Source organism: Pseudotabrizicola algicola, assembly GCF_010915705.1.
In the GTDB taxonomy this organism is placed as follows: Bacteria; Pseudomonadota; Alphaproteobacteria; order Rhodobacterales; family Rhodobacteraceae; genus Pseudotabrizicola; species Pseudotabrizicola algicola.
Genome location: NZ_JAAIKE010000015.1, coordinates 29526 through 46541, shown reverse-complemented (window position 1 = coordinate 46541; position 17016 = coordinate 29526). Strand labels below are relative to the sequence as shown.

Here is a 17016-nt window from a genome sequence, read left to right as displayed (position 1 = left end):
GCCTGGCGCAGCACGCCCATGATCTGGGCTTCGGTGAAACGGCTCTTCTTCATCGGAATCTCCTCGTTCATCCTGCCGAGAAAATTCTACTTCCGCATCCCCTTAACCATGGGGAGGATTACCCCCTGAAGGTAGATCGCCGCCGGATGTCTCGGCTTATGCAAAAACTGGGATTGATGCCGCAAGGTGCGACAGATGCCGAAAGTGGCCGCCTCGTCTTTCCTGTCAAGGATGTGGAGCAACTGGTAACAGATTACGAAGTCGCCGTCCCGTTGGCGCAAGTCTCGCACTACATCGGCGGCACGCCGAACCAAAGCCTGACCCTTTACAACACCGGCATTCTTCCGACCGTCATCCCGGCTGATGCCCCCGGCGCCGTGCGGGGCGTCATTTTCGCAAAAAGGGTTCTGGACGATTTCCTTGCCACAATCGGTGCCATGCCACTTCTGGATGATGCGCAGCGCAATCAGTCACTTTCGATTGCTGAAGCCTGCCAACGCTATGGCGGGACAACGGATGAACTGATCGCTGCGGTGTTGTCAGGAAAGATTGCAGCTTTCAGGTCGCGCGAGGACTCAAGGTTCTGGTGCCAGAAGTTTTGGCTTTGCGAAAAAGGGTGTCCGGCGAAGGGGGCCATGTGTAGCCCACTTCCATCGCTGAACGTTTCGACTGCCGCACAGGGCCCGCATTCGCGGGCCCTTTTCATATTCTCAGGCACCCGTCAAACCTTTGCCCCGAATAGTGAAAACCTTTGCACCCATGATAAGTTCAGGCATTGATTTTACTGGATAATCTTGCGTCTTGGCAGCAACTATGCCCCGATTTACACTCCGTAGCGCACGTCAGTTGCGCGCGGCGGCCTGTGCCTCTTGGGTGATCGTGGCACCGGCGACCTGCAGGTCGCGGCCCGCGCCGGCAACGGTGCCGCAGGCGCTGAGGGTGACGGCGGCGAGCAGGGCGAGAAGGGCGGGGCGCAGGGACATTGGCTTTTCCTTTCAATGTGTTTGATCGGCAAAGGCTAACGTCTTGCGGGCGCGCAGGTTCCCTCCGGTGCAAAGCGCCGCCGCGAGGGGCGGGGCATCTTTACCAAGTTTTAACCATCTCACTGCCAAGATCGGCGGATGCGTATGCTGGTGCCGTTCCTTCTTTTCCTTGCCGCCTGCGGGGCACAGCCCGCGCCGCAGTTCTTCGGGGCAGAGCGCCATGATGTGCTGCGGGAGGGGCGGCAGTATACGCTCTACCGGAAGGGCGATGCGGTGGAGGTGATCCGCCTTGGCTATGCGCGGCGGGGGGAGCATCAGGCCATCCGCGCCACCATGATCGCCCTGATCCCCGAGGTGACGGGCTGCCGTCTGGTGGAGTCGAGCCTGCGGGGGGACAGCGGCGAAATGCGGGGCCGCCTGCGCTGTTAGGCCGCGCAAAGCATTGATCGGGCGGCAAGTCTGGCCCTATACAGACGGGCACCCAAGCCGAGGATACAAGATGATTGCCGATCCCGCCCTGCTGCTGCGCAGCCTGTTCGACCGTGCGGTTGAAGTGGCCGACCCGATGCGCTCTCTGGCGGGGCACCTGCCGCCGCGCCCCTCGGGCCGCGTGGTGGTGGTGGGCGCGGGCAAGGCGAGCGCCCGCATGGCCGAAGCCGTGGAGGCGGAGTGGGGCCCCTGCGAGGGCTTGGTCCTGACCCGTTACGGCTATGGCCGCCCCTGCCGGGGGATCGAGATTGTGGAGGCCGCCCATCCGGTGCCGGATGCGGCGGGACTGGCGGCCACGGCGCGGATGCTGACCCTGCTCGAAGGGCTGGGCGAGGGGGATTTCGTGCTCGCGCTGATTTCGGGCGGGGCATCGGCGCTGCTGGTGGCCCCGCGCGAGGGGGTGACGCTCGCCGAAAAGCAGGCGGTGAATGCGGCACTTCTGGCCTCGGGCGCGCCGATTGACCGGATGAACACGGTGCGCAAGCACCTGAGCCGCGTCAAGGGCGGCCAACTCGCCGCTGCGGCCCATCCGGCGCAGATGCTGGTGCTGATGATTTCCGACGTGCCGGGGGATGATCCGGCCTTCATCGGTTCCGGCCCCACGGTGGGGGATGCCAGCACCCCGGCGGATGCGCTGGCGGTGCTGGATCAATGGCAGATTCCGGTGCCGGATTCTGTGCTGGCCAGCCTGCGGGCGGGGTCGGGCGTGGTGCCGCCGGACGATGCGCGATTGGCGCGGGTGGCCAACCGGATCTATGCGGCGCCGGTCCAGTCGCTGAACGCCGCCGCAGAGATCGCGCGCGCGGCGGGATGCGAGGTGCAGATGCTGGGCGATGCGCTGGAAGGCGAGGCGCGCGAGGTGGCGGAAGCGCAGGCGCAAAAGGCGCTGCGCATCGGCGCTGGCCTGCGCGCGGGGGATGCGCCGGTGCTGCTGCTGTCGGGCGGGGAGTTGACGGTGACACGGCGCGGAGACGGGATCGGCGGGCCGAATGCCGAATTCTCCCTGGCGCTGGCCCTGGCCTTGCGGGGCGCGTCCGGCATCCATGCGATTGCCTGCGATACCGACGGGGTGGATGGCGCGGCCGAGGTTGCGGGCGCGCTGATCGGGCCTGATATCCTTGCCCGCGCCACGGCGGCGGGGGTAGATGCGGAGGCGGCCCTTGCCCGCAACGACGCGCACAGCTTTTTCGCGGCAGTGAACGGCCAGGTGGTGACGGGGCCGACGCTGACCAATGTCAACGATTTCCGTGCCATCCTGATCCTGCCCCCCGCGTGAGCGGCGGTTCGCGCGGCGCGGCTGATTGACGTACCTCAGATTTTGGCGCTATGCCTGAGAAATGGGCAGGCCAACAGTCACAGATATTGCGCGCGAAGCCGGGGTCAGCCTTGCCACGGTGGACAGGGTATTGAATGCGCGCCCCGGTGTGCGGGCCAAGACCATCGCGGCGGTGACAGAGGCGGTGGCGCGTCTGGGCTATGTGCGCGACATGGCGGCGGCCAATCTGGCGCGCGGGCGCACGACGCGGGTGGCGATTCTGCTTCCCGATACCGAAAGCCAGTTCGTGCAGACCTTGCAGGATGCGCTGGAAGAGGCGGCGGCGCTGGCGACCTCGGCGCGGATGCGGGTCGATCTGCACCGCTATCCGGCGTCGGACATGCATGCGCTGGCCGCGCTGCTGGCCGATCTGGCGGCGGGGGGCATTTCGGGCGTGGCGCTGATGGCGCCGGAAACGCCGGTGCTGCGCGACGCGCTGCGCGCCTTGCAGGCGGCGGGCGTGCCGGTGGTGGCGATGGTGTCGGATCTGCCCAATTCGGCGCCTGCGCATTTCGTCGGCATCGACAGCCACGCGGCGGGGCGCACCGCCGCCATGCTGATGGGGCGGTTTCTGGGGGCAAAAACCCCCCGTGTGATGGTGATTGCGCAATCCATGCTGCTGCGTGACAGCATCGAGCGGCGGCGCGGCTTTGATGCGGTGATGCTGCGCGATTTTCCCGGCATCGAGGTCGGGCAGACGCTGGAAACCCACGGCGCGCCGGAAACGCTGCGGCAGGTGATGCGGCTTTCGCTGGAAAGCAGCGGGCCGGTGGGGGGCATCTACCTTCTGGGCAGCGGGCATCGCGCGTTGGCGCAGGTCCTGTCGGAACTGGGGCTGCTGGGCCGCGTCGTCACCATCGGGCACGAGCTGACTCCCCATACCACCGCCGCCTTGCGGGCGGGGTGGATGGATGCGGTGATTGCGCAAAACGTGGGCCATATCGCACGGAGCACGCTGCGGGTTTTGCAGGCCAAGGCCGACCAGCAACCGATAAACGAATCGCAGGAACGGCTGCGGCTGGAAATCATCTTGCGCGAAAATCTGCCTCCGAGCCCCTGAAACCACCGCTTTACGTTGCGTCAAAGCGGTTTGGGATCGCGCAAAAGCAGCAATGATGTGCGTACCTCAAAAGTGATGGACAGGTCCGATTTCCGGCCCTATCGTCAGGCCAGCAATCACAATGGCGGCCAGAGGAGGGGCGCCCTTGCGCGTTTGCACTCAGGGAGGAAACACCAATGAAGGCAAGACTTTTGACCGCGACCGCGGTCGGCGCTGTGTTGTCCGCAAGCGTCGCCTCGGCCCAATCCAATGAACTGACCTTGTGCTGGGCCGCATGGGACCCGGCCAACGCGCTTGTCGAACTGTCCAAGGATTTCGAGGCGCAGTCCGGCATCAAGATGAAGTTCGAGTTCATCCCGTGGCCCAACTTCGCGGACCGGATGCTGAACGAACTCAACTCGGGCGGGCAGTTGTGCGACCTGCTGATCGGCGACAGCCAATGGATCGGCGGCGGCGCGGAGAACGAGCATTACATCAAGCTGAACGATTTCTTCGCCGCTGAATCGATCAGCATGGATGATTTCGCCCCCGCCACGGTCTACGCCTATTCGACCTGGCCGAAGGGAGAGCCGAACTATTACGCGCTGCCCGCGATGGGGGACGCGAACGGCTGGTTCTACCGCAAGGACTGGTTCGAGCGTGACGACATCAAGGCCGCCTACAAGGAAGCCACCGGCGCCGACCTGCGCGAGCCGCAAAGCCAGAAGGAACTGCTGCAGATCGCGCAATTCTTCCAGGGCCGCGAGATCGACGGGCAGACCGTCTACGGTGCCTCGATCTTCACCGAGCGCGGGTCCGAAGGCATCACGATGGGGGCCACCGGCGCGCTCTATGCCTGGGGCTTCAAGTATGAAAACACCCCCGGCAGCTATGACATGGAAGGCGCGGTGAACTCGCCCCAAGCGGTCGAGGCGCTGGAGTTCTACAAGGAACTCTACAAGACCGCGACGCCGCCCGGCTATGACAACGCCTATATGGAACAGTCGCTGGATGCGTTCAAATCCGGTCAGGTGGCGATGGCGATGAACTGGTTCGCCTTCTTCCCCGGCCTTGCCGCCGATCCGAATGTCGGCGGGGACAAGATCGACTTCTTCGTGAACCCGGGGCAGAACCAGCCCGCATCGACCCTTGGCGGGCAGGGGATTTCGGTGGTCAGCTATTCCGACAACATCGACGGCGCGCTGCAATACATCAAATGGTTCGCCCAGCCCGATGTGCAGAAGAAATGGTGGTCGATGGGCGGCTATTCCTGCCATCTTGCCGTGCTGAACGACCCCGGCTTCAAGGACAGCGCCCCCTTCGCCGCCGATTTCCTTGCCGCGATGGAGAATGTCTACGACTTCTGGCAGGAGCCGGCCTATGCCTCGCTGTTGCTGGCGATGCAGGACCGGCTGCACAATTACGTCGTGGCCGATCAGGGCACCGCGCAAGAGGCGCTTGATGGCCTGATCGCCGACTGGACCGAAGTGTTCGAGGACGAAGGCAAGCTGTAGGCTGCCCTTCGGGTGCGCCGGGGTTCCGGCGCACCCACCCCCCTTGTCCTTGCAGGACCGTTCCCATGACCGTTACGCCGATCGACCGAATGGCCCGTGCCACGCCGCCAAAGCTGGCACGCCGTGTGCGCGGATTGTCTGACCGCGCCATCGCATGGCTGTTCGTGACGCCGACCCTGTTTCTCTTGCTGGCGATCAACATCTTTCCGCTGATCTGGACGGTGCGGCTGTCCTTCACCAATTACGCTGCCAACCGTCCGGCGCGCGAGGTGGAATGGGTGGGCCTGCGCAATTACGAGCGCATCCTGACCAGCGAGGGCATCTGGTCCAACATGCAGACCACGGCGCATTTCCTGATCTGGACCATCACCTTGCAGGTCCTGCTCGGCTTTACGCTGGCCTGGCTCATCAACCGCAAGTTCAAGGGCAATGACCTGCTTACCACGCTGATCGTGCTGCCGATGATGCTGTCTCCGGCGGTGGTGGGCAACTTCTGGACCTTCCTCTACCAGCCGCAGATCGGCCTGTTCAACTATGTGGTGGAACTGGTCACTGGCACGCCTGCCAGCTCGTTTTCCATGCTGGGGCCGGGGGGGCTGGCGAAATGGTCGATCATCATCGTCGACACATGGATGTGGACGCCCTTCGTGATGCTGATCTGCCTCGCCGGTCTGCGCTCGATCCCCGATTACATTTATGAGGCGGCAGAGGTGGACCGCGCCAGCAAATGGCGGCAGTTCTGGACCCTGACGGTGCCGATGGTGCTGCCCTTCCTGATGCTGGCCGTGCTGTTCCGCGGCATCGAGAATTTCAAGATGTTCGACATGGTGGTGCTGCTGACAGGCGGCGGGCCGGGGAACGAGACGCTGCTGGCCTCGATCGACCTCAAGCGCGAGGCGTTTGAAAAGTGGCGCACCGGCTATTCCAGCGCCTATGCGATCATTCTCTTCGTCACCGTCTTCGGCCTTGCGTCGATCTATGTCAAAGCCCTGAACAAGGTGAAGGAAAGATGAGCGCCTATTCCGTCACCGAACCGTCGCGCCTGTCAAAATCGGTCGCCGCCCTGCTGGTGGTGGGCTATGCGGTCATCACCCTGCTGCCGCTGCTGTGGATCCTCTCCACCGGCTTCAAATCCGGGCCCGACAGCATCAGCTATCCGCCCAAGGTGCTGTTCGAGCCCAGCCTCGAAGGCTATGTGAACCTGTTCACCACCCGCACCCGCATCGGGGCCGAGCAATTCGCGGCCCTGCCGCCGCCCGAGACATGGTATGACAAGATCGTGCGGCAAAGCGGCACCGTGATCGCCGGACCCTCGCGCTTTGGCGAGCGCTTCATGAACTCGGTCATCATCGGCTTTGGCTCGACCTTCCTGTCGATCTTCCTCGGCACGCTCGCGGCCTATGCCTTCTCGCGCTTCCGGGTGCCGCTCAAGGATGACCTTCTGTTCTTCATCCTCTCCACCCGCATGATGCCCCCCATCGCCGTGGCGATCCCGATCTACCTGATGTATCGTGAGCTTGGCCTCTCGGACACGCATCTGGGCATGATCCTGCTCTATACGGCGGTGAACATCAGCCTTGCGGTCTGGCTCCTGAAGGGCTTCATCGACGAGATCCCGCGCGAATATGAAGAAGCGGCGCTGATCGACGGTTACACGCGCTTTCAGGCCTTCCGCAAGGTGGTGCTGCCACAGGCGGCGACGGGCATCGCCAGCACCGCGATCTTCTGCCTGATCTTTGCGTGGAACGAATATGCCTTCGCCGTGCTGCTGACCAGCGGCAACGCCCAGACCGCGCCACCCTTCATCCCCACCATCATCGGCGTGGGCGGACAGGACTGGCCCGCCGTCGCAGCCGGCGCCACGCTGTTCCTGCTGCCGGTGATGATCTTCACCATCCTTCTGCGCAAACACCTCTTGCGCGGCATCACCTTCGGCGCGGTGCGCAAATGACCCGAGCTTCCTGCGAAACCTGCCCGTCGGCACCCGTCGCGCCGCTGCGTATTTTGAGACAGAAAATGAGGCATCGGCATGAGTAACTTTTTCAGGGGACTCGCCCGCTTTCGTCGCGCGCCGTGGGAGAACCTTTCCACCGTGCTGATCGGGCTGGGGGTGGTGATGCTGATGCAGCCCTTTTTCCTGTGGGCCTTCAGCTACAGTTTCATCGTGACGCTGGTCGGCACCGTGATGTTCATCATCGTCAGCCATTTCCCGGAGTAGAGCCTTGGCCGAGATCGTGATCCGCAATCTGCGCAAGGAATTCGGGGCCTTCACGGCGGTGGAGGGATCGTCCTTCACCATTCGGGATGGCGAGTTCTTCATGCTGCTGGGGCCGTCGGGCTGCGGCAAGACCACGACGCTGCGCATGATTGCCGGGCTGGAACTGCCCAGCGGCGGCGAGATCCTGATCGACGGCGAGGACGTGTCGCAACTGCCCGCCTCGCGGCGCGACATCGCGATGGTGTTCCAGATGTTCGCGCTTTACCCGCATATGAACGTGCGGCGCAACATCAGCTATCCCCTGGTGAGCCAGGGGGTTGCTCGCGCCGAGGTGCAGGCCAAGGTGGCCGAGGTGGCGCGCATTCTGGGCATCACCGACATTCTGGACAAGCCGGTGGGCGGCCTGTCGGGCGGGGATCGCCAGCGGGTGGCGCTTGCACGCGCCATCGTGCGCCGCCCCAAGGCCTTCATGATGGACGAACCCTTGGGCGCGCTTGATGCCGAGTTTCGCGAGCATATGGCCGAGGAATTGCGCGCCCTGCATGACCGGATGGGGGCGACCACGGTTTATGTCACGCATGACCAGCTGGAGGCGATGCAGATGGGGGACAAGATCGTGGTGATGAATCACGGTGTGGTCGAGCAGTTCGGCACGCCGCAGGATATCTATGACCATCCGGCAACGCTTTTTGTGGCAGATTTCATCGGCAGCCCGTCCATGAACTTCCTGCGCTTTCAGGGGGCGCTGGCGGCGGGAGACAGCGCGGTGCGTCTGGGCGAGGTCAGCATCGCAACGCCCGAGGTGCAGGTGGCGACGGGGCCGCGCGATCTGGTGCTGGGGGTGCGGCCCGAACATGTGACGCTGTCGGACGCCGCCCCCTATCGCGGGCGCATTCTGGCCAGCGAATACCTCGGGACTTCGCAGATCATCACGCTGGATTGTCCGCATGGCACGGTCAAGGCGCGGGTGCCATCAGGGCAGGGGGTGCGCAGCGGCGAGACGGTGGGGCTGTCCTTCCGGTCCGGCACGCTGTCGCTCTTCGATGCGGCGACGGGGCGGGCGCTGCGCACGGCGGCAAATGCGGCGGTGCATCATGGCTGAGGTGGGGCTGCACGGGGTCGGCATGTCTTACGGGGCCACGCAGGCGTTGCAGGATGTGTCGATGACCATTCCGGACGGGGCATTCGTGGTTTTGCTGGGGCCGACCGGCGCGGGCAAGACCACCACCTTGCGCCTGATCGCGGGGCTGGAACGGCCCGAGCACGGGGATATCACCATCGACGGGCAATCGGTGCTGCGCGACACGCCCGCGCAGCGCGATGTGGCGATGGTGTTCCAGCAATATTCGCTCTATCCGCATCTTTCGGTGCGCGACAATCTGGCCTTTCCGCTGCGCAGCCCGATGCTGCGTCTGCCCGAGGCCGAGATTGCGGCGCGGGTGCAGGCAGTGGCCCGGTCACTGCGCATCGAGCATAAGCTGAACAACAAGGCCACGGCGCTTTCGGGCGGCGAGATGCAGCGGGTTTCGATCGGCCGCGCATTGGTGCGCCAGCCGCGGATTTACCTGATGGATGAGCCGCTCAGCAGTCTCGATGCCAAGCTGCGGGCCGATCTGCGGGTGGAGTTGAAGCGCATCCATGCCGATCTGGGCGCGACCTTCCTTTATGTGACGCATGACCAGATCGAGGCGATGACGATGGCCACGCATGTGGGGGTGCTGGATCAGGGGCGGCTGGTGCAGTTCGGCACCCCGCGTGAGATCTACGAGGACCCGGTCAGCACCTATGTGGCCAGCCGGCTGGGCCAGCCGCGCATCACGCTGTTGCCGGCAGGAAGTTTCGGCCCCGGCGCGCCCGCAGCAGCGGCGCAGATGGGGCTGCGCCCCGAGCACATCGTGATCGGCGAGGGGCAATCCGCCACGGTGCGGCGGGTGGAGCGGCTGGGCGACCAGACCCGTCTGCATCTGGCCTTTGGCCCGCACGAGATCGTGACCCTGACAGACCCCCACACGCCGCTTGCGGCGGGGGAGAGCATTGCCATCCGTCCGCAGAACCCGCTGTGGTTCGATGCGCACGGCAACCGGATCTGAGGAGCAGCCCCATGAAACAGTTCATGAATTCCAAAGATAGCCTGATCACCGAGGCGATTGACGGGGCGGTGCGCGCCTCGGGCGGGGCCTTGGCGCGGCTGGACGGCTTTCCGCACATCAAGGTGGTGGTGCGGGCCGATTGGGACCGCTCCAAGGTGGCACTGGTTTCGGGAGGCGGATCGGGCCACGAACCCAGCCATGCCGGCTTTGTCGGGCAGGGGATGCTGGCGGCGGCGGTCTGCGGCGATGTGTTCGCCAGCCCGTCGGTGGATGCGGTGCTGGCAGGCATTCTGGCGGTGACGGGCAAGGCGGGGTGCCTGTTGATCGTCAAGAATTACACGGGCGACCGGCTCAACTTCGGTCTTGCGGCAGAGCGCGCCCGCGCCTTCGGGCTGAAGGTGGAAATGGTGATCGTGGATGATGACATCGCCTTGCCCGATCTGCCGCAGGCGCGCGGGGTGGCTGGCACCTTGTTCGTGCACAAGATTGCCGGCGCGATGGCCGAGGCGGGGGCCGATCTGGCCAGCGTCGCGGCGGCGGCGCAGGCGGTGATCCGCGGGGCGGTGTCGATCGGCATGTCGCTTGACACCTGCACCGTGCCGGGGAATCCGCGCGAGGACCGGATCGGCATCGGGCAGGCCGAACTCGGGCTGGGCATCCACGGCGAGGCCGGGGTGGAGCAGGTGGATTTCACCGGCGCGCGGGCGGCGATGGGCATGGTGGTGGACCGGCTGCTGCCGCATATCGGGTCAAGCGACCATGTCGCCTTGCTCAACAATCTGGGCGGCACCACTCCGCTCGAGATGAGTGTGCTGGCCGAAGAACTGGGCCGCTCGGCGCTGGGCGCGCGGGTGAAGTGGATCATCGGTCCGGCGCCCTTGATGACCTCGCTCGATATGCACGGGTTTTCGGTATCGCTCCTGCCGGTGACGCCAGAGCAGGAACAGGCGCTGGCCGCCCCCGCCGCCCCTGCGGCATGGCCGGGGCTGCGGCGCTTTGGCGAGGTGGGGCTGCGCCCCTTGCCGGACGGGCTGACGCCGATCCGCCCCGAACCTTCGGCGCATCCGGCGCGGGCGGCGCTGATCGCGCGCTGCTGTGCCGCGCTGGTCGCCGCCGAGGATGATCTGAACGCGCTGGATGCCAAATCGGGCGACGGCGACACCGGAACGACGCTGGCGGGTGCGGCGCGGGCGCTGGCCGCAGGGCTCGACCGGATGCCGCTGGCCGATACGACGCAGCTTTTCCGTGCCATCGGCGCAGAGTTGAGCCAGACGATGGGCGGATCGTCGGGCGTTCTGCTGGCGATCTTCTTCACGGCGGCAGGGGATGCGGCGGCGGGGGGGCGCAACTGGGTGGGGGCGCTGGCCGCCGGACTGGAGCGCGTGCAGCAGGTGGGCGGGGCCAGACCGGGCGACCGCACCATGATCGATGCGCTGGCTCCGGCGCTGGCCGCCTTGCCGCAGGGCGTGGCGGCGGCGGCTCTGGCAGCGCGGCAGGGGGCCGACGGCACGGCCGCGATGACGCGGGCCAAGGCGGGCCGGTCCAGCTATCTGTCTGCCGACAAGCTGAGCGGCCATAACGATCCGGGGGCCGAGGCCGTGGCCCGTTTGCTGGAAGATCTGGCCCGCGCGGGCTGAGATTTGCCGCAGGTGGCCTGCAAATCGGCGCATGGCACAGATGGCGTATTGATTGTGCTGGAAAATTCGGTCTCTGTAGGCGGTGTTACAGAACCGAGTGTCCCCATGATCCCCACCATCGCGCTGGAATCGCCGCTTGGCCCAGACCTTTCGCTGCTGATGCAGCGTCACACCGCCGACATGCATGCCGATACCCCGCCCGAAAGCATCCATATGATGGATGCGAGCCAGCTTGCCGGGGCGGGGATCTGGTTTTTCGTGATGCGCGAAGAGGGAGAGCCGATTGGCATGGGGGCCTTCAAGCGCATCGATGACAGCCATGCCGAGATCAAGTCGATGCATGTGCTGGCCGAGATGCGGGGCAGGGGCCTGTCGCGCCGGATGCTGGAACATCTTGTCGATGCCGCCCGTGCCGAAGGGTTCACGCGCCTGTCGCTCGAAACCGGGGTGCAGCCCACCTTTGTGGCGGCGCGCGCGCTTTACGCCAATGCGGGCTTTGTCGAATGTCCACCCTTTGAAGGCTATGTCGAGGACCCCAATTCGGTCTTCATGACCCGCAGCCTGCTCTGATTCCCTTTGCGGCGGGGGCCGGCCCACTGGCATCTTGTCTAATCCGCGCATTTCGCGCACATAGAAGACAACGGTCGCGTAGCTCAGCTGGATAGAGCAGCTGCCTTCTAAGCAGCGGGTCGAGGGTTCGAGTCCTTCCGCGATCGCCATTTCCTTGCGTGTTGCCAAAGAAGCATAAGAGTGCACGAAATGGCACTTTTGAATAGCACACCCCCTTATCCTGCCTGTCCGTTGAGTATCAAGTAATTGAAATTATTATGTATTTTATTCAGGCCCATTCGGGGCGGGATTCAGCCGTTTTTCCCCGGTTTTGGCCCTGAAATGAGGGCGGCCGACGAAAACTGCGGCACTTTGGCGAGGTCAGACCGCAGGAAGACCGCCCCGAAGTCCTTTCCGTTCGGCGCAAACGGTTCGACTCGGGCAGCGTCCAGCATGCTCTAGATCGTGTTTCGGTGCAATCCTGTCTCTGCAATCAACATGGATGGCGTGGCAAAGCGGGCGGTGAAGGCGGCAATGTCGGCCTCGTCCATCCAGTATTGCATCCGCTTGGTGCCGGGGTGGAGGCGCGCTTTCGCCGGGACATGACCCGCATCCATCAGCGCCGCAAAGCTGCGGTTATCCCGCAGTCCTATGGACCGGCCAAAGGCCGCGGCGCTTTGCAACTTGCCGCCCTCTGTCGGGTCCGGCGCTTCTTTGGCTGCAATCAAGGGCGCGAGCTGTTCCAATCGCACCACGATGCCATGGAACCCCGCAACGCCTTGCCTTGCGCCAACATCGAGGGAACCGGCATCAATGGCGTGCACCATCTTTGCAAGGCCGATACCTGTCCGCTTGCGCGCCAAAAGGAGCGTTTCCCAAGACGGGTCGTCGGCCGCAACCCTCGCGGCCCGCGCCAGCAGCTTTGCCACGAGTGCCTCACCATCGGCGATCCGCCAGACGTTCTTGACGGAAGGGATCCGGGTTCGTGGAGCAAGCAGCCCCTCTTCCTCCAACGCGATCAATTCCATCTTGGTGGCGCCCATTGCGTCTTGCATCGCGATGGGGCCGACCAAGGTCGGGATCTCGGCGAGCAGAGCCTTGTTCTGTTCGGCGTCAAAGATCAGCCGCGCGTCTGGCCGTGGGTCATACTGCTGGACCGCGCCGGCTTCGATTAGAAACTGCCGGACCAATTTTTGCCCGATCCCGATCTCTTCAGCAGCGGAACTGACGGAATGCTTGCGCCGCACAAGAACCGGTTCTCCCAGAAGCAGCTCGCCCGGGGCATAGGGCCAGTGGTCCAGAATGCAGTCTCGAAGAATGATCCGGAAGGCCGTGAAACCGGGGTCATCGGTATAGAGCTGGCCAAGGGCGCTGTAGAGTTCGCCAAAGGCAGTTTTTGCCCCTTGCTTTGGTTCGGTTGCCCGCGCGGCCAGCCGATCAAACTCGGACCGGATTGCGGATGCACCCTGCGCCGCAATCTCAAACCCGGCTGCGAGAAACGCCCCCGCACGCTCCTTATCCGGACCTATGTCTACGCCAAGACGGGCCATCCCGAGGTATCGACAGAAGGTGGTGGCAGCAAACAGCCCGTGGTCCTTGAGGGCCGTCGAGTCCGTTCCATCCTCCAGCCGCCGATCCAGCCACAGGTCATAGGGTGACGGCTCCTGCCGAGGGCGGTCGAAGGCACCAGCTTGCAGGTCTAGCATGATCGCCTCCAGATTCGCGCCGATATCATATCGGGCGTCGACCTTGACTGCGGACCAGAGCGTTACCAAAGGGTGGCCATGCCGGATGCAAAGCACAGCATCTCGCATCAGCCAATTCCCCCGCATCACCATGACCGCTGTCGGGGACGTATCGGCTGCTGCAATATCCTCGCGCAGACACATCGGGCAGCCCTGCACATCCGGGTTGCGCAGTGCACGAGACACGAAAACCTCCTCGCGAAAGCGCATCCTCACATTGCCGATCTTCTCCCCGGTCCAGGACATGAGTTCAGCGAGGTCTTCGGGTGAGAGTTTGGTCCGCTCTGCGAACAGACGGAGCGTCACTTCGTTCTGCATCGCGATAAACTTCAGCGATGTGCCGATGTCGTAGGCGAACTGACGGGTGGTTGTCTGCCATGTGGCCGCGCAACGCGACAGGAACGAGAAGACCGTTTCCCGATGGGCCGGACGAGGCATCTTTACGGGCAGCAAATCCGTGGTCTTCATGAGAAACGTCTCAACATTTTTGTCAGTGATACCCGCAGCTTCCGTCTCTGCCTAGATATGAAGGATCCGGCGTAGATGCTCGCTGCCCCCTCGAAAGGGGGGCTTGACCGGTCTGGTCGGTCCAGAATAGCCAAGGAACATGACCGCGCATCTTCATATCCGCCGCATACGGGCTGACTGACCAGTCTCCCACCGGGACCGGGTCCGTTCGCTTGGCCAAAGCCAAGCCTGACCCGTCCCAGCCAGACATGCCGGATATGGAACCTCACCGATGACGCGGATCAAATTCGTCGACGTGCCCCCTTTTCAAGATGCCACCAAAATCGAAGCGCGCCTTATGGCCACCCTGCGCCGCTTGCGTGATCTGCCCAGACAGCCTGCCCGCGCGGAATGGGAGGATGAAGATGACTCCGAGCCGATGGTGAAGGGCACGCCCATCACCTATGACGATACAAAGAAGGTCAAACGCCGGGCGGGTCTGCTGGCAGATCGGCAGGCGGCTTATGCCGGCGTCTCTCATCTGAAAAAGGATGAGCTGGCGCGCATTACGACTGTGTTGCAGGGCGTTGATCTAGCAATGGTGAAAACCGAGCATTGGGCGGATGAGGTTGCGGCCGAACTGCATGCCGACATGCCATGGATGGGCCCCGCCACGGAATATGCCTGGCACGCCCTGCGGCGCGCGGCCCGTCGCGGTGAAGCCATCCGCATGCGGCCAGTGATCCTGAACGGCCCGCCGGGGATCGGAAAGTCGGTCTGGGCACGAAAGCTGGCCAAGTTTCTGTCCGTGCCGACCGCGGACATTGATGCCTCAAAGGGCGGCGCGGGTTTCGCGCTATGCGGTTTGGATCGCGGATGGGGCACGGCTCTCGCCGGGCGGCCGCTGGACCTCATTCTCGGCAGGCGGATTGCAAACCCAGTCATCATCGTGGACGAGCTCTGCAAGGCCAAGCGCGGCACATCAACGAACGGCACAGGGTTTTCCTTTGCCGACGCCCTTTTGTCGCTGATCGAGCCAGCGACCTCGGCCGAATGGGAATGCCCCTACTTCCGCCTGCGGTTCGACATGTCCCACATCGTCTGGGTCATGACCGCAAACGACGTTCATAAAGTGCCGGAGACTGTGCGAAGCCGGTGCCAGCTGATCCAGTTGCCGGATATTACGCCGGTGCAGTTGAGCGCATTTGCAAAGGCGCAAGGCCAGAAGATGGAACTGTCAGATCTCGGGGTGGAGGCGATCCTTGAGGTCCTTGATCGTGCGCCCAAAGTGTTGGGGCGGCGATTGAGTCTGCGGGATGTGATCCGGGCGTTGGAGCGGGGGGAAGGACTGGAGGAGCGGCCGTGGGTGCAGTGATGTTGATGGGGTGCCTGCTGGGCATTCGGAGATCGCGCACGGGCCTCGGTTTGACTTACGAGCGGCAGCGGTTTGGGTGGTGAGTTGTCGCTCGCTACGCCCCTTTAACGACCGCATAGCTCAGAAAGCTTACGAGCCTGCAGCAGCCTCAACATGATTGTTTGGCAGCTTTTTTGCGCGTGTGGTCGAACATATCTGCTGTTGAAGGCACGCCAAGTATCATCGCCTTGATCCGATGATCTACCTTCCCAAGGTGCCGAATTATAACGGCGTGGTAGTCTGCGATCTGATGCGCAACGTAGTCGTCGAGGTGCTCGAAGGGTTGACGTTGATTGCAGAAGGCGAAGGAATTTTGCCATCCATGGATGCGTCTTCCCAAAGAATCTAAAGTGGCTCCATGTGAATGCTTGAAGTTTAGAGATGTTCCCTTGATGAGCGCGTCCTTGATCGCAGCCTTGGAAGCGGAAAGCGTCTCTCGGACGGTTTCCTTCATGTTGTCGATAGATTTCGCACTGGGGACACACCGCTTGGGCTGTAGTGTGCAGCCAAGGAAGTTGATGGATTTGCTGCACTCGCCTTGTGATGCCTTTTCGGGGCCGTCTGCCGGCGTATAGAGACCGAAACCAAAGTCGGTTAGGGTTTTCTCAGCATATGCTTTGGCGGCGTCGATAGATGCAAGGTCTGCGCCGACCATGAGAATGTCATCGATGTATCTCACCGCTGTCACGCCCATGGTGTTCAAGTGTTGGTCCATGTCGAAAAGCAACACATTTCCTGCGAAGGCCGAAAGAGAGGACCCCTGCGCAACGCCAATTCCGCCCTTCGGAAATAGATGCGTGTAGCCAACAAGCTCATTTTCATTTCCCAAGTGAACTTCAAGAGCCTTGGCAAACAGGTCAACGAATGCGTCGTCCTCGGTTTCTCGCCGAATGAAGTCAACCACCTTGTCTGTTGGGATCTTAGTGAAGAAGGCCCGGATGTCGGACTGGAAATAGAATTTCGCCCCGCTGTCGATTGCTGCCATGATTAGCTCTATGGCAGGGCGAACGCCGCCATGAGGGTAGATTAGTCCTCCAACGCCATACTTAGATCGGTTGACGTCATTGATACGACCCAGCCTGTTGTCGCGAATCGTCTCATATCGTGTGTCCGGGTCGCGCAGGTCACGCGCCTGCCTTGGTTGTAGAACCTGTAGGATTGCTCGCTGCACAACACGGTTCTGGATGCTTGATATTGCAATGGGTCGTGGGTCTTTACCTGCTGCAAGGCGCTTACGTTTGTCTTTCAAGACGCCCTCGACAGGATCGAAGGAGAGCTTGCCAGTGCGCAGCTGATCAATAATGCGCTTAAGGTGGCGTTGGTGCACATGCTCGAACTCGGCGGCTTTTCCGCGAATATCGGCGTTCCCCGAGCTTAAAGCGCTCCGCTTCACGTGTCGCCAAGCTGAGAAGATGTTTTGCTCACTTCTGACTTCTTCGAATAATGTTTTCGCCATGTTCTTCGCTCGGGTCCTCCGCTCATACAATCCCGACCGTTGACGAACACCCATCCTCTGCGCACGGCATGGCCGCTACGACAGACACCTCAGCGGCAACAGCCACCTTGGCGAGGTCTC

The 17016-nt window shown here is 63.1% G+C and carries 16 protein-coding genes and 1 tRNA gene; 14 read left to right on the top strand and 3 right to left on the bottom strand.

Annotated features, from left to right (window positions below):
- Window positions 1–779: hypothetical protein (locus G3572_RS21020; protein ID WP_164615554.1), on the top strand; the 779-nt coding region annotated here is incomplete at its 5' end.
- A 63-nt stretch (window positions 780–842) separates the two neighbouring features.
- Here the strand turns inward: G3572_RS21020 and G3572_RS21015 are convergent.
- Window positions 843–983 (bottom strand): entericidin EcnA/B family protein, encoded by a 141-nt coding sequence (locus G3572_RS21015; protein WP_164615552.1) that lies wholly within the window; start codon window positions 981–983, stop codon window positions 843–845.
- A gap of 138 nt (window positions 984–1121) precedes the next feature.
- Here G3572_RS21015 and G3572_RS21010 point away from each other — a divergent pair, with 138 nt between their 5' ends.
- The 12 genes from G3572_RS21010 to G3572_RS20955 all read left to right on the top strand — a co-directional run bounded on the left by G3572_RS21010 (window position 1122) and on the right by G3572_RS20955 (window position 12004).
- A complete protein-coding gene (locus G3572_RS21010; RefSeq protein WP_164615550.1) occupies window positions 1122–1412 on the top strand; it encodes a hypothetical protein in 291 nt (96 codons plus the stop codon).
- Window positions 1413–1482: 70 nt separating this feature from the next.
- Complete coding sequence (locus G3572_RS21005) at window positions 1483–2748, top strand: glycerate kinase type-2 family protein (RefSeq protein ID WP_164615548.1); 1266 nt, start codon at window positions 1483–1485, stop codon at window positions 2746–2748.
- Window positions 2749–2809: 61 nt separating this feature from the next.
- Window positions 2810–3847: a LacI family DNA-binding transcriptional regulator gene (locus tag G3572_RS21000; protein ID WP_164615547.1), complete on the top strand. Its 1038-nt coding sequence runs from the start codon at window positions 2810–2812 to the stop codon at window positions 3845–3847.
- 176 nt (window positions 3848–4023) lie between these two features.
- Entirely contained in the window at window positions 4024–5340 is a 1317-nt protein-coding gene (locus G3572_RS20995; protein ID WP_164615545.1) for an ABC transporter substrate-binding protein, read from the top strand.
- A 65-nt stretch (window positions 5341–5405) separates the two neighbouring features.
- Window positions 5406–6353 carry a carbohydrate ABC transporter permease gene (locus G3572_RS20990; protein WP_164615543.1) on the top strand — a complete coding sequence of 316 codons (948 nt, stop codon included), beginning with the start codon at window positions 5406–5408 and terminating at the stop codon, window positions 6351–6353.
- Window positions 6350–7291: a carbohydrate ABC transporter permease gene (locus tag G3572_RS20985; protein ID WP_164615541.1), complete on the top strand. Its 942-nt coding sequence runs from the start codon at window positions 6350–6352 to the stop codon at window positions 7289–7291. The genes G3572_RS20990 and G3572_RS20985 overlap by 4 nt, the downstream gene beginning before the upstream one ends.
- Before the next feature lie 78 nt (window positions 7292–7369).
- On the top strand, window positions 7370–7558 hold the full coding sequence (locus G3572_RS20980) for a hypothetical protein (protein ID WP_164615539.1): 189 nt from the start codon (window positions 7370–7372) through the stop codon (window positions 7556–7558).
- Window positions 7559–7562: 4 nt separating this feature from the next.
- The gene (locus G3572_RS20975; RefSeq protein WP_164615537.1) at window positions 7563–8660 is read left to right on the top strand and encodes an ABC transporter ATP-binding protein; all 1098 of its coding nucleotides are present in this window, start codon (window positions 7563–7565) and stop codon (window positions 8658–8660) included.
- Window positions 8653–9648, top strand: a complete 996-nt coding sequence (locus G3572_RS20970; protein ID WP_164615535.1) for an ABC transporter ATP-binding protein — start codon at window positions 8653–8655, stop codon at window positions 9646–9648. The genes G3572_RS20975 and G3572_RS20970 overlap by 8 nt, the downstream gene beginning before the upstream one ends.
- Before the next feature lie 11 nt (window positions 9649–9659).
- A complete protein-coding gene (locus G3572_RS20965) occupies window positions 9660–11285 on the top strand; it encodes a dihydroxyacetone kinase subunit DhaK (protein WP_164615533.1) in 1626 nt (541 codons plus the stop codon).
- A gap of 105 nt (window positions 11286–11390) precedes the next feature.
- Entirely contained in the window at window positions 11391–11855 is a 465-nt protein-coding gene (locus G3572_RS20960) for a GNAT family N-acetyltransferase (protein WP_164615531.1), read from the top strand.
- A 72-nt stretch (window positions 11856–11927) separates the two neighbouring features.
- A tRNA-Arg gene (locus tag G3572_RS20955) sits at window positions 11928–12004 on the top strand.
- Between the two features lie 288 nt (window positions 12005–12292).
- Here G3572_RS20955 and G3572_RS20950 read toward each other — a convergent pair.
- A complete protein-coding gene (locus G3572_RS20950) occupies window positions 12293–14047 on the bottom strand; it encodes a TniQ family protein (protein WP_164615529.1) in 1755 nt (584 codons plus the stop codon).
- A gap of 271 nt (window positions 14048–14318) precedes the next feature.
- On the opposite strand from G3572_RS20950, the gene G3572_RS20945 reads away from it, so the two are divergent.
- Window positions 14319–15401 (top strand): AAA family ATPase, encoded by a 1083-nt coding sequence (locus G3572_RS20945; RefSeq protein ID WP_164615527.1) that lies wholly within the window; start codon window positions 14319–14321, stop codon window positions 15399–15401.
- 148 nt (window positions 15402–15549) lie between these two features.
- On the opposite strand, the gene G3572_RS20940 is transcribed toward G3572_RS20945, so the two are convergent.
- On the bottom strand, window positions 15550–16896 hold the full coding sequence (locus G3572_RS20940) for a reverse transcriptase domain-containing protein (RefSeq protein ID WP_164615525.1): 1347 nt from the start codon (window positions 16894–16896) through the stop codon (window positions 15550–15552).
- Window positions 16897–17016: the final 120 nt, after the last annotated feature.